This is a genomic window from Kitasatospora purpeofusca (assembly GCF_042691725.1).
Taxonomy (GTDB): domain Bacteria; phylum Actinomycetota; class Actinomycetes; order Streptomycetales; family Streptomycetaceae; genus Kitasatospora; species Kitasatospora purpeofusca_B.
Window position 1 is genome coordinate 6,962,246 of the sequence record NZ_CP170483.1, and the last position, 12,667, is coordinate 6,974,912.

Consider the following 12,667-nt stretch of genomic DNA (forward strand, 5'->3'; position numbering starts at 1 on the left):
CACGGGGACGACCACCCGACCGGCCCTCCCGGGTGGCGCCCGGGCGGGCGGTATGGCACGCCACACCACCCCGAGGGGCGGTGGGTGCGTGCATGGCTCGAACGGGCACCCGTATTCTTGGCCTCCGACCGGCAGCCCGACCGCGCCCCCGGCCCCTCGCTCCGAGGCCCGCCGCGCACCCGGACCGCCGCCCCCTCGCCGCCCGTCCACGCCCCCGCCGCAGCCGCCCAGAACCGGACCTCACATGACAGTGCTTCACTCCCGCAACGCCGACGCGGCCGACGCAGCCGGCTCCGCAGACGTCAAGGACACCACGGACACGAAGGCCGCCACGGACACCGCCGAAACCATGGACGCACCGGAGACGACGGACACAACGGCCGCACCGGAGACGGACGTCGCGGACACCGCGGCCCCGGCCGACACCGACCTCCGCGAGGACCTCGGCCGCTACGCCGAACTCGGCGCGTTCACGCTCACCGCCGACACCCACCCCTGGTACGCGGCCCTCGACACCGTCGCCACCCCCGAGGAGGCCCGCGCCGCGTCCACCGTCCTCGCCGAGCTGCGCGGCCACGACCTCCAGCAGGTCTGGGAGGACGTCACCGCGCTCGCCGCCGACGTCAAGCTCGACGCGCCGGACACCGTCGGCAAGACCGCGGTGCTCGTCGAGATGCTCCAGCTGGTCCGCCGCACCTCGACCGTCCTCGCCCCCACCGCGTACGACGCCGACCTCGAAGGCCTGATCGCCGCCACCGCCGACCGGGCCTGGCGGCGCGAGCGCGGCGTCAAGCTCTCCTGGCTGCGCGGCCGCTCGCTGCGCAAGCAGGCCAATGCCCTCGCCGCCACCACCGGCCGGCCCCGGACGCAGGACCTCCACGAGGCGCTCGCCTCCGCCGAGGTCGAGCGCCGGGCCTGGGCCGCCCTGGCCCCCGCCGGCACCCTGCCCACCGCCCCGTCCGACGCCGCCACGGCCCACCGCACGGCGCAGACCTTCGAGGCCATCAACACCGGCGTGCGCGAACTCGCCCGCCTGCTGCCCGGCCAGGACCTCGACACGCTGTCCTTCCCGGACCTCGTCGACCTGGTCGAGCGCCTCGCCGCGGACGAGGGCACCCTCTACCGCCTCCCCACCCTCCGCAGCCTGCGGGCCACCCTGGACGACGCCGGCCTCGCCGACCTCCTCACCGAACTCGCCGCCGCCCGCGCCGACCGCCGCGCCGCCGAGGCCGCCTACGCCGCCCGCCAGGCCCTGGCGGGCGGGCAGCGCGACGGCCTGGCGCCGGGGGCGGGGGAGAAGGAGAAGGAAGAGGAGAAGGAGGAGGCACCGGAGGCGGCCGCCACCGAGCCGTCTGCCGAGCTGTCCGCCGAGGCGTCGGCCGATGGGGCGGTCGAGACCGAGACCGAGGCGACGGACGCGGAGGCGACGGCCGACGAGCAGCCGCTCACCGTCAGCCTGCCCGCCCCTTCGCCGGCCGCCGACGACCTGGTCGGCGTCACCGCCGCCCCGCCGGCCCAGCCCGTGGCCCCCGAGGCCGAGACCATCGGCTCCGCCGACACCGAGGCGGAGGCGGAGACCGCCGCGCCCGCCGCCGAGGCCGAGCAGACCCCCGAGCCGGCCGTCGCCGTGCTCACCACCTTCGTCGCCGTCGACGACACCGAGTCGGCGGTGGTGGAGGAGACCCTGGCCGAGGAGCCGGCCGTGGAGGCGTCGGTCGAGATCGCGACCGAGCCGACGGCCGCCGTGGCCGACACGGAGCCGGAGCCCGTTGCGGACGCCCCGGTGGAGCCCGAGTCGGTTGCCGCTGAGGTCGTTGAGCCGGTTGCCGAGGTCGAGGTCGGGGCGACGTCCGAGCCGGTTGTGGAGCCGGTGGCGGAGGTTGTGGTCGCGACCGAGGCTGTTGAGGAGGCACTGGCCGAGCCGACCGTCGAGGCGCCGGTTGCGGTTGAGTCGGCCGTTGAGGTTCCGGCCGACGAGGTGGTCGAGCCGGTCGCCGAGGCGCCGGTCGCGGTCGAGGCAGAGCCCGTCGCCGAGCCGGTTGCCGAGGTTGCCGCTGAGGTCGTTGAGCCGGTTGCCGGGGTTGAGGTCGGGGCGACGTCCGAGTCGGCTGTGGAGCCGGTGGCGGAGGTTGCGGTCGAGGCCGAGGCTGTTGAGGAGGCGGTGGCCGAGCCGACCGTCGAGGCCCCGGTGGAGCCCGAGTCGGTTGCCGTCGAGGTCGTTGAGCCGGTTGCCGGGGTTGAGGTCGGGGCGACGTCCGAGTCGGCTGTGGAGCCGGTGGCGGAGGTTGTGGTCGCGACCGAGGCTGTTGAGGAGGCGGTGGCCGAGCCGACCGTCGAGGCCCCGGTGGAGCCCGAGTCGGTTGCCGTCGAGGTCGTTGAGCCGGTTGCCGGGGTTGAGGTTGGGGCGACGTCCGAGCTGGCTGTGGAGCCGGTGGCGGAGGTTGTGGTCGCGACCGAGGTTGTTGAGGAGGTAGCGGCCGAGCCGGTCGCCGAGGCGCCGGTCGCCGTCGAGGCAGAGCCCGTCGCCGAGCCGGTTGCCGAGGTTGCCGTCGAGGTCGTCGAGGAGCCTGCTGTCGAGACCCCGGCCGCCGAGGAGGAGGCCGAGCCGGTGGCGGAGGCCGCGGAGGAGCCCGTCGCCGAGGACGCCCCCGAGGCCGGTGGGCGGCCGGAGAAGCCGGACTTCACGCCGGGGCGGCCGGTGACCGCGTACTCGGCGGAGGAACTGCTCGCGATCGTGCGCTGGATCGACGGCGACGGGGCCGAGCGGAGTGACGAGGAACTGCTGCGGGCGGCGATGAAGGAGCTCGGCTTCGCCCGCCTCGGGCCGCGGATCAAGGAGGCGCTGGGCGCCGCCGTCACCGCCGCGCGCGGCTGACGGATACCGGGAAGGCCCCGGGACACGGTCACCGACCGCGTCCCGGGGCCTTCCCGCGTGTCCACCCACCGAAATCCGATTGCCGGACGGGCGTCGGCTGTTGAGACTCGGCGACGGTCGGACGGACCGATCACCGTCGATCATCGCCAACAGAGCGGAGCCTCACCGTGCCCGACGTCCTGCGCCCGCGTGCCCTCGCCCCGGGCGATCTCGTCGCCGTCGCGGCGCCCGCCGGACCGCTGGAGGCCGACGCCGTGCCGCTGCTGGAGCGGGGTGTCGCCACGCTCACGGCCATGGGCTTCCGGGTGCGCCGCACGCCGCTGGCCGATCCGGGGCGCCGCCGCTGGTGGGCGGCGGCCGGGCCCGAGGCGCAGGCCGAGGAGTTCAACCGGCTGCTGCGCGATCCGGAGGTCCGGGCGGTCGTCGCGCACACCGGCGGGCAGGCCGTCGCCGGGTGGCTGGACCGGCTGGACGTCGACGCCGTCCGCGCCGACCCCAAGCCGGTGCTCGGGTGCAGCGACGTCTCGCTGCTCCTGCTCGCGCTGCACGCCCGCACCGGCCTGGTCGGTCTCCACGGCGACATGGCGACGTACGGACTGGGCGGTTCCTGGCACGCCGCGGCGGACGGCGGCGACCCCGCCACGACGCTCACCGGCCTCTACCGCCGCGCCCTCACCGACCCGGCGGTGCCGCTCGGACCGCTGCCGGGACTGCGCGCCTGCGGCGGCTGGGAGTGCTGGCGGCCCGGCCGGGCCTCCGGCCCGCTGCTCGGCGGCCTGCTCGGGCGGCTGGTCGCGCTCCAGGCGACGCCCTTCGCGCTGGCGGCCGAGCGCTTCGACGGGGCGGTGCTCTTCTGGGAGGAGGTGGAACGGCCGCTGTCCGCCCTCTGGCAGGACCTGCACCTGCTGCGGATGTCCGGCGTGTTCGACCGGATCGCCGGACTGGTCGTCGGGGTGCCGCACCGGGTCACCGCGGCCGGCTGCGCGGACGACGCGCCGGCGCCGTCGCTGCGCGAGGTCGTGCTCGACGTGCTGGGGGACCGGCCGCTGCCGGTGCTCGGCCAGGTGGACCTCGGCCACGCCGGCCCCAACCTGCCCCTGCCGCTCGGCGTCCGCGCCACCGTCGACGCCACCGTCCGCACCCTGAGCCTGGACGAACCGGCCGTCGCCCCGCGCTGAGCGGGGCCGCCGCGTACGCCGCAGCCCGGGCGCCTCGCACCGGCAGCCGTCACGGCCGCGGGCGCCCCGGTCGAGCCGAGGCGGGCGGCTGGACCGTCCGGGCCAGCTGCTTGGCCAGGACGGCCGGGGCCTCCACCAGGGACGGCCCGTACCAGGTGAGGTGGCGGCCGCTCACCAGGGTCGCCGGAACGCCCGGGAAGGCCTCCGGGCCGTCGTCGGAGGTGAAGCGGTAGGGCTCGTCGGGCAGCACGACCAGATCGGGGCGGGCGGCGAGCAGCTCGGGGAGCGGGACGGCGGGGTAGCGCTCGGGCCGGTCCGGGTCCTCGGCGTGCGGGAGGCGCAGGCCGAGGCGGTGCAACAGGTCTCCGGCGAAGGTGTCGTGGCCGAGCACCATCCAGGGGCGGCGCCAGATCGGCACCACCGCCCGGCGGGCCGCTCCGGGCAGCGGGCGGACCCGGGCCCAGGCGGCCTCGGCGGCGTCGAGCCAGGGCGGGCGGGGCAGCCCGCAGCCGACGGTGAGCAGCCGGTCCAGCGAGTGGACCGCCTGGTCGAGGGTGCGGATGTCGGTGACCCAGACGGGCAGGCCGGCCGCCCGCAGGGCGTCCAGGTCGGGGCGGCGGTTCTCCTCGGCGTTGGCGATCACGAGGTCCGGGGCGAGCGCCACGATCCGGGCCACGTCCGGGTTCTTGGTGCCGCCGATCCGGGGAACGGCCAGGTCGGCCGGGTGGCTGCACCAGTCGGTGGCGCCGGCCAGCAGCCCGTCCGCGGTCGCGGCGAGCGCCTCGGTGAGCGAGGGCACCAGCGACACCACCCGTCGCACCGGCGCCGCGCCGAGCGGCACCGCCGACCCGAGGTCGTCGACCACCGGAGCACCGGGAACGGGAAGGGACGTCATCCCGCCACCCTAGCCACCCGGGCCGTCACCCGGGCCGTCTCCGGGGCCCGTTGCCCCGGCCGCCGCCCGGACGGGCAAACTCACGGGAACCGGCCGGGCACAGTGGCCGACTACTGGTCCGGGTTCACAGGACGAACCCGAGCACAACCATTGACCAGGAGAGTTACTGATGCGCCCTCGCGTCTTCTGCGGTATCGCGGCCGCCGTCGCCCTGTTCGCCACGGCATGCTCCGGCGGTGGTGACGGAGGCGGGGACGCCGCGGGGGGCGGTGCGAGTGCCCAGGCGGGGGCCGGCGGGGCGTTCCCGGTCAAGGTGGCCGACTGCGCGGGACGGGAGACCGATGTCAAGCAGGCGCCCAGGCGGATCGTCACCAGCGACGCGGCCGGGCTGGAGATGCTGCTCCAGCTCGGGGCCGGTGACCGGGTCATCGGCACCGGGTTCCCGCCCGGGAAGGGCAGCCTGCCGGCGGCCGTCGCCGACCAGGGCGCGAAGGTGCCGGTGCTGGGCGACACGCTGATCCCCAAGGAGAAGCTGCTCGGCTCCGGCGCCGACCTCTATGTGGACACCTTCGGGCCGATGCCGGGGATGGGGGCGGCGGGCGCCGGGCCGAGCGAGGAGGAGCTGAAGGCGGCCGGCATCCAGCACGTGCTGCTGCTCTCCACGGCCTGCGCCACCGGCCCCAAGGCCGCGCAGGGCCCGCGCACCGACCTCGCCGCGGTCGAGGAGGACGTCCGCCGCCTCGGAGCGGTCACCGGGACGGCCGCCCGGGCCGAGGAACTGGTCGGTGCGATGGAGAAGCAGATCACGGACGTCAAGAACGCCACCGCGGGCGTACCGGAGGCGCAGCGTCCCGGGTACTTCCTCTTCGACTTCGACGCCGGTACAAAGCAACCGATGGCCGTCTGCGGAAAGCAGGTCGCCAACGCCGTGATCACCCTGGCCGGCGCGCGCAACGTGTTCGGCGACTGCGACGCCGACTTCCGGCCCGTCTCCTGGGAGGACGTGGTGGCGAAGAACCCGGACTGGATCCAGCTCGCGGTGCGCAACCGCGGCAGCGAGGAGGCGAACCGCAAGGCCTTCGACGAGGCCGAGGCGTTCCTCAAGGGATTCCCGGCCACCGAGGGCCTGAAGGCCGTCCAGGAGGGGCACTTCCTGCGGATCGGCTCCGAGGTCACCACGATCGCCGGGATCCGCACCGCCGACACCGTGCGGCAGATCGCCGCGACGCTCCACCCGGCGCTCGTGCAGAACGGGCAGTAGGCGATGGCCCGGGCCACCGCCGCCGCTGCCGGGACGTCCCCCGGGACCTCCCCCGAGGTGCCCGCCGAGGCGTCCGGCGCGGACGTCACGGGGGCGGGCGGCGACGCCGGCGCACGGCGCAGGCGCGTCCGGTCGCTGCGCGCCGGACCGCTCGCCGCCGTGCTCACCGCCGCCCTGGTCTTCGCGCTGACCGCCGCCGTCTCGCTCGGCGCGGTGGACATCCCGCCCGGCGAGGTGTGGGAGGTGGTCGGCCGCCGCCTCACCGGGCAGCACCCGGCGCCCGGCACCCGGGACCTCATCGTCTGGCAACTGCGCGTGCCGCGCGCCCTGTTGGCGGCCGTGGTCGGGGCCGGGCTCGGCGTGGTCGGCACCGCCGTACAGGCGCTGGTCCGCAATCCGCTCGCCGACCCGTTCCTGCTCGGCATCTCCTCCGGCGCCTCGCTCGGCGCGGTCGGCGTGATCGTGCTCGGTAGCGGCCTCGGCCTGGAGCTGACCATCGGCGGCATCGCCGGGATCACCGTCTCGGTGGCCGCCTTCCTCGGCGCGCTCGCCGCGTTCTCGCTGGTGTGGGTGCTGGCCCGGCGCGGCGGCGGGTTCTCCCCCTTACGCCTGGTGCTGGCCGGCATCGGCATCGGCCAGTTCCTCACCGGCCTCACCAGCTACCTCGTCCTGCAGACCGGCGACGAGCAGCAGACCAGGGGCGTGCTGTTCTGGCTGATGGGCAGCCTGAGCGGCGCCACCTGGGGCCAACTCGCCGTCCCCGCCGTCGCCGTGGTCCTCGGCATGGTCCTGCTCCAGGGCCGCGCCCGGGGGCTGAACGCGATGCTGATGGGCGACGAGACGGCGGCCGGGCTCGGCGTCGACGTCGTCCGGCTGCGTCGCGAGATCTTCGCCGTCACCAGCGTGCTCACCGGGGTGCTGGTCGCGGTCTCCGGGGCGATCGGCTTCGTCGGGCTGATGGTCCCGCACGTGTGCCGGCTGCTGGTCGGCGGCGACCACCGCCGGCTGCTGCCGCTGTCCGCCCTCACCGGCGCGGTGCTGCTGGTGGTCGTCGACCTGCTCGCCCGCACCGCGCTCGACGGCCAGGAGGTGCCGATCGGCGTGGTGACCGCCCTGCTCGGCGCGCCCACCCTGCTCTACCTGCTGGACCGACGACTGGAGCGGAATTGAGAATCGCCGTCGAAGACGTGAGCGTCACCCTGGCCGGGCGGACCGTGGTGGCCGGCGTCCACCTGGTCGCCAAGGAGGGCGAGATCGCCGGCCTGGTCGGTCCCAACGGCAGCGGCAAGTCCAGCCTGCTGCGCACCGTGTACCGGCACCTGCGGCCGAGCGCGGGGCGGGTGCTGCTGGCCGGGCGGGAGCTGTCCGAGCTGAGCCCGGCGCAGTCCGCCCGGCACATCGGGGCGCTGCCCCAGGAGCGCGGCGGGGACTTCGAGTTGACCGTCCGCGAGGTGGTCGCGATGGGCCGCACCCCGTACAAGCGGGCGTTCGCCAAGGACGACGCCGAGGACCACCGGCTGGTCGCCGAGGCGCTGGCCCGGGTCGGCATGGCGCACGCACCGGACCGCCGGTTCGCCCAGCTCTCCGGCGGGGAGCGGCAACGCGTGCTGCTGGCCAGGGCGTTGGCGCAGCAGCCGGACGTCCTGGTGCTGGACGAGCCGACCAACCACCTGGACGTGCGGCACCAGGTGGAGCTGCTCGCGCTGCTGCGCGAGCAGCGGCGCACCACGCTGGTCGCGCTGCACGACCTGAACGCGGCCGCCTCGGTGTGCGACCGGCTGCACGTGCTGCACCGCGGCACGCTGGTCGCCTCGGGGGAGCCGCGCGAGGTGCTGACCGCCGAGCTGCTCGCCGAGGTGTTCGGCGTGCGGGCGGCGGTGGTCGAACACCCGCTGACGGGTGACCCGTTGATCGCGTTCGACCACCGCACGCCGGCCGGTGCGCCCGGCCCGGGGCTGCCGGGACCGGGCGCACCGGGTTCAGCGGCGGCCCCGGGACGGGACGTTCCGGCCGTGGACGTACCCGGCGGGGAGCCGCCGGGCGTGGACGGACCGGACGTGGACGTCCCGGGTGCGGGCGCGCCGCTGTCCGGGGCGGGGCTCCGGGCGTCCTCCGGACACCCGGTGGCCGCCGCCCCGGCGCCCTTCGGGCGTCAGGAGGTCTCGTAGTGGCTCGGGCGGCCGTTGCGCTCGACCAGCCGGCCGGCCTTGGCGGCCTCCTCGCTGCGCAGCAGCTCCCACTCGCCGTCCTGGCGGTGGAGCACCGAGGAGTGCCACGGCGTCATCCACATGTCCGCGTGCTCCAGCAGCCGGATGCCGAACTTCAGCACGCCGACCTTCTGCGGGTGGATGGAGAGCCGGAACGAGCGGGGGTGCTGCTCGGCGATGAGGTCGCCCCAGGCGCGGCTGCGCTGGATGACGCCGTAGGCGCGCTGGCGGCAGTCCTTCTGGAGGGCGGACTTGGTGCCGGTCCAGCCGAAGGTGTCCTCGGTGAGGAAGCGGGTGATGCCGCGATAGAGCTTGGCGGTCTCCTCGTCGGTCAGCACCTGCTCGCGCAGCTCCTCCTTGGTCGGCGCGTACTGGGCGTGCACCCGGGCGCGCTTCTCGTCGAAGGGCAGGTCGCCGAGGACGGCCCGCAGGTCGAAGGTGTCGAGGTTGCTCAGGCCCTCGCGCTCGATCAGCGCGGACAGCTCGTCGGAGTACTGGTCGATGTGGTCGTCGGGCACATGGATGAGGTCGCCGAAGATGTGGCCGTCGGAGCAGATCAGGATCTTGGCGCCGGGCTCGTAGAGCTTGCCGATCTGCTCGGCGAGCCCGTTGAGGAAGGTGAGCGAGAGCCGCTCGCCCTCGTCGGGCAGGTGGCCGAGCACCTTGGCGAGGTTGGGGGACTTGCAGGGGAACCCGGGCAGGGTGAACAGGATCGGGTCCCCGGCCGTGATGAAGTCCGCCAACTGCTCCAGCTGGAGCGGGAAGTCGGCGGGGACGGCGTCGGCGTCCGGGTCGGAGGCGCGGCGGTGCGGGAGCAGCAGGTCGAGGATCTCCGCGGAGAGCCGCGCCACGGTCTGCTGGTCGGGGGCGGTGTACCCGGTGGTGGTCTGCGCGCTGGTCACGTTGCTCTCGTTGCTGTCGGCCTGGGGGTTGCTGGAGTTGCTGGTGACGGTGCCGGCGGGCGGCATGGTGGTCCTCCATGGAACGGTGAACGGGCTTCGGGCAGGCGGAGCCACGCCCCGGCGGTGGTCGCCGGGACGCTGTGGTGGGTGCAGGGAGAAGCGTGGTGGCCCCTTCTCGGGCGCTCAGATCCGCCGGTCGTAGGCGACCGGGAGCCGGTTCACCCCGCGGGCCAGGACGGCGGGCACCCAGGCGAGCGCGTCGATGCGCTCGTCGTCGGCGACGGACGGGCGGAGCCCGGGCAGCCGGGTGAGCAGGGTGCCGATGGCGATCTGGAGCTCGGCGCGGGCCAGGGCGGCGCCGGGACAGAAGTGGATGCCGTGGCCGAAGGCCAGGTGGGCGTTGGGGGAGCGGTCGAAGTCCAGGACGTCGGTGTCCGTGAACTGCTCCTCGTCGCGGTTGGCGGCGCCGAGCGAGACGATCACCGAGTCGCCGGCCGGGACAGTGGTGCCGTGCAGGTCGCTGTCCGCGGCGAAGAAGCGCCAGGTGGTGAGCTCGAACGCGCCGTCGTAGCGCAGCAGTTCCTCGATCGCCCGGGTGAGCAGGCCGGGTTCGGCGGTGGGCGTTTCGGGGTCGAGGCTGGTGCGCAGCCGGTCGAGCTGCTCCGGGTGGCGCAGCAGGGTGATCAGCATGGTGGTGATCTGGTTGGTGACCGGCTCCTGGCCGGCGACCAGCAGCTGGAACACCATCGAGTCGAGCTCCTCGGGGCTCAACTCACCGGCGTCGCAGGCGGCGACGAGCCGGCCGAGCAGGTCCACGTCGGGCCCGGCGGGGTCGTGGGTGGCGCGCTTGTGCGCGACCACCTCGGCGATGTAGGCCTGCAGGCCGTGCAGGCGGCCCTCGTACGCCGGTCGGCCCGGGTCCTGCGGGCCGACCGGTTGCACCACCTTGCCCCAGTCGCGGTCGAACTTGACGGCCAACTCCTGCGGGAGGCCGATCACTTCGGCCAGCACCCGGAAGGGGTAGTGGGCCGCGAAGCCGGCCACCAGGTCGCTGCCGCCGGCCGGGGCGGTCGGCGGCAGCTCGTCGACCAGGGCGTCGGCGAGCTCCTGGATGCGCGGGCGCAGCGACTCCACCCGGCGCGGTGAGAAGGCGTCCAGGACGAGCTTGCGCATGGTGGTGTGCTTCGGCGGGTCCTGGTGCAGCAGGTGCACCTGGAGCTGCGAGTGCTGCGGCTCGGGCATGATCGAGGCGAGCCGGCGCCACCCGTCGTTGCCGAGCGCGTGGTTCTTGCCGAGCCGGGGGTCGTTGAGCGCCTCGTGCGCGGCCTTGTAGCCGGTGACCAGCCAGGCGCCGACGCCGCTGGGGAAGGTCACCCGGTGGACGGGGCCGGCGGCCCGCATCTGCCGGTAGAGGGGGTAGGGGTCGCTCTTGTACTCCGGGCCGAACAGCGGCACGGGGTCGGGGAGTTCGTCGTAACCGAACGGGCAGCGGGCCCCGTCGGGCGCCTCGCCCGCCGCGGTCGGGTCGTGGGCGGTGTCGGTCATTGCGGATGTTCCTCCGGTATGGATCTGCCGTGTGCAGGACGAGTGGTGACGATCCGTCACGCAGGGCTGCCGATCGTCCGGTCGGTCTCGGTGGTGCTGTCGGTGCTGTCGGTGCTCGTGGTGCTCTCGGTGCGGTCGGTGGGCTTGCGGCCCTTGGTGGTGCGGTGGTGCAGGGTCAGCAGGGCCACGGCGAGGGCCGCGGCGGTCGTGGCGAGGGTGAGGCCGGCCCGCACGCCGGCGATCTCGGTGGTGCCGTACAGGGTGGCGGCGGTGCCCAGCGCGGGGCCGAGCGCGAAGCCGAGGCTGCGGGAGAGCTGGACGGCCGAGCCGGCGGTGGCGAGCTGGTCCGGCGGGGCCGAGGTCATCACCAGGGCCTGGACCGGGCCGCCGTTGAGGCCCATGCCGACGCCGGCGACGGCGAGCCGCCAGGCGATGTCGGGTGAGGACCAGTCGGTGTCCACCGGGATGAGGAGCAGCATGCCGAGGGCGGTCACGGCGGCGCCGGTGATCGCCGTCGGGCGGGCGCCCCAGCGGTCCGCGAGCCGTCCGCCGAAGCGGCCGGCCACCACCATGCCGAGCGGGAACGCCAGCATGGTGAGCGCGGTGGCGGTCGCGCTCTCGCCGTCCTCCCGGCGCAGGTACTGGGCGAGCAGGAAGTGGTTGGCGGCGAAGCCGGCCGCGAGCGCCAGCACCGAGCCGTTCACGGCGGCGGTGCCGGAGGCGCGCAGCACGGTGGCGACCGGGCGCCCGCCGGGGCGGCGCAGCCAGAACAGCACCAGCGGCACGGAGGGCAGCGCGAGCAGCAGCCACAGCGGCGCGTCCGGGGCGAGGGTGAGGCCGAGCAGGACGGCGGCGATCGCCGAGCCGATCAGCGCGGCGTCGCCGAGCGAGCCGCGGTCGGGCAGCCGCAGCCGCCCGCCGCCGCGCGGGGCGTCGCGGCGGGCGATCAGCCAGGCGGCCAGGCAGATCGGCAGCTTGACCAGGAAGATAGCCCGCCAGCCGACGTGGTCCAGCAGCAGGCCGCCGATCACCGGGCCGAGGACGGCGCCGAGCGGGCCCAGGGTGGCGGGCACGCTCATCGCCCGTCCGCGCAGCTCCGGGCGGACGGCGGTGGCGGCGAGGACCGGCATGAGGACGAACAGCACGGCGCCGAACGCGCCTTGGGCGAGGCGGGCGGCGATCAGCCAGCTCGCCCAGGGTGCGGCGGCGGCCAGCGCGCTGCAGAGCGCGAAGCAGGCGACGGAGAGCAGCAGGGCGGCGCGCAGGCCGACCTGGTCCAGCCACCGTCCGGCCGGCAGCAGTAGGGCCACCAGCGGGAGTTGGTAGCCGAGGACGGCCCACTGGGCGGTGGTGGGGGAGACGTCGAAGGCGTTCGCGATGTCCGTGAGCGCGAGGTTGACGACGTTCATGTCGAGCATCGCGACGAAGGAGATCAGGCCGGCGGCGAAGACCAGACTCCACCGGTCCGTCGCCCCGGCCCGGCTGTCACCCGGTGTGCTGGTGGCGGGCGACTGCTGCGTTGCCATGGGTCATCCTCCGTTCCCCCGTGCTGTCCGGACGCCACCTCGGCGGCGGCGTCCGATACAGCAGTCGGAGGCACCCCGGTGCGAGTTCCGAACGGGTGGGGGATTTTTGCGGCTTGGCCGGATCATGGCGACGATGGCCGATCTTGCCCGCCCGCCCGGAGCGCCCGCCGCGCGGCCCGTGGCGCCGCCCGGGGGCTGACAAATGACAGCTGACAGATTTCAGATAACAGATGACAGCTGACAGATTCTGAAATCTGTCAGCTGTCATCTGTCAGTGG

General features: G+C 74.9%; 8 protein-coding genes and 1 pseudogene. 5 read left to right on the top strand and 4 right to left on the bottom strand.

Annotated features, from left to right (window positions below; all coding sequences use genetic code 11):
• Positions 1-244 precede the first annotated feature (244 nt).
• A complete protein-coding gene (locus tag ACFCLZ_RS29960) occupies positions 245-2,875 on the top strand; it encodes a hypothetical protein (RefSeq protein WP_380281014.1) in 2,631 nt (876 codons plus the stop codon).
• 167 nt (positions 2,876-3,042) lie between these two features.
• The gene (locus ACFCLZ_RS29965) at positions 3,043-4,053 is read left to right on the top strand and encodes an LD-carboxypeptidase (protein WP_380281015.1); all 1,011 of its coding nucleotides are present in this window, start codon (positions 3,043-3,045) and stop codon (positions 4,051-4,053) included.
• Positions 4,054-4,102: 49 nt separating this feature from the next.
• Here ACFCLZ_RS29965 and ACFCLZ_RS29970 read toward each other — a convergent pair whose 3' ends face one another.
• Positions 4,103-4,948, bottom strand: coding sequence for a helical backbone metal receptor (locus ACFCLZ_RS29970; RefSeq protein ID WP_380281016.1), 846 nt, complete (start codon positions 4,946-4,948; stop codon positions 4,103-4,105).
• A 169-nt stretch (positions 4,949-5,117) separates the two neighbouring features.
• On the opposite strand from ACFCLZ_RS29970, the gene ACFCLZ_RS29975 reads away from it, so the two are divergent.
• From ACFCLZ_RS29975 to ACFCLZ_RS29985, 3 genes and pseudogenes are all read left to right on the top strand, one after another.
• Positions 5,118-6,209: an ABC transporter substrate-binding protein gene (locus ACFCLZ_RS29975; RefSeq protein WP_380281017.1), complete on the top strand. Its 1,092-nt coding sequence runs from the start codon at positions 5,118-5,120 to the stop codon at positions 6,207-6,209.
• A 3-nt stretch (positions 6,210-6,212) separates the two neighbouring features.
• Positions 6,213-7,379 (top strand): FecCD family ABC transporter permease, encoded by a 1,167-nt coding sequence (locus ACFCLZ_RS29980; RefSeq protein ID WP_380281018.1) that lies wholly within the window; start codon positions 6,213-6,215, stop codon positions 7,377-7,379.
• Positions 7,376-8,152: pseudogene (locus tag ACFCLZ_RS29985) on the top strand (ABC transporter ATP-binding protein); the annotation flags it as partial. The gene ACFCLZ_RS29980 and the pseudogene ACFCLZ_RS29985, both read left to right, overlap by 4 nt.
• A 209-nt stretch (positions 8,153-8,361) precedes the next feature.
• On the opposite strand, the gene ACFCLZ_RS29990 reads toward ACFCLZ_RS29985, so the two are convergent.
• The 3 genes from ACFCLZ_RS29990 to ACFCLZ_RS30000 all read right to left on the bottom strand — a co-directional run bounded on the left by ACFCLZ_RS29990 (position 8,362) and on the right by ACFCLZ_RS30000 (position 12,389).
• Positions 8,362-9,384 carry an L-tyrosine/L-tryptophan isonitrile synthase family protein gene (locus tag ACFCLZ_RS29990; RefSeq protein WP_380281019.1) on the bottom strand — a complete coding sequence of 341 codons (1,023 nt, stop codon included), beginning with the start codon at positions 9,382-9,384 and terminating at the stop codon, positions 8,362-8,364.
• Between the two features lie 117 nt (positions 9,385-9,501).
• Positions 9,502-10,863 (bottom strand): cytochrome P450, encoded by a 1,362-nt coding sequence (locus tag ACFCLZ_RS29995; RefSeq protein ID WP_380281020.1) that lies wholly within the window; start codon positions 10,861-10,863, stop codon positions 9,502-9,504.
• Positions 10,864-10,919: 56 nt separating this feature from the next.
• On the bottom strand, positions 10,920-12,389 hold the full coding sequence (locus ACFCLZ_RS30000; protein WP_380281021.1) for an MFS transporter: 1,470 nt from the start codon (positions 12,387-12,389) through the stop codon (positions 10,920-10,922).
• Positions 12,390-12,667 lie beyond the last annotated feature (278 nt).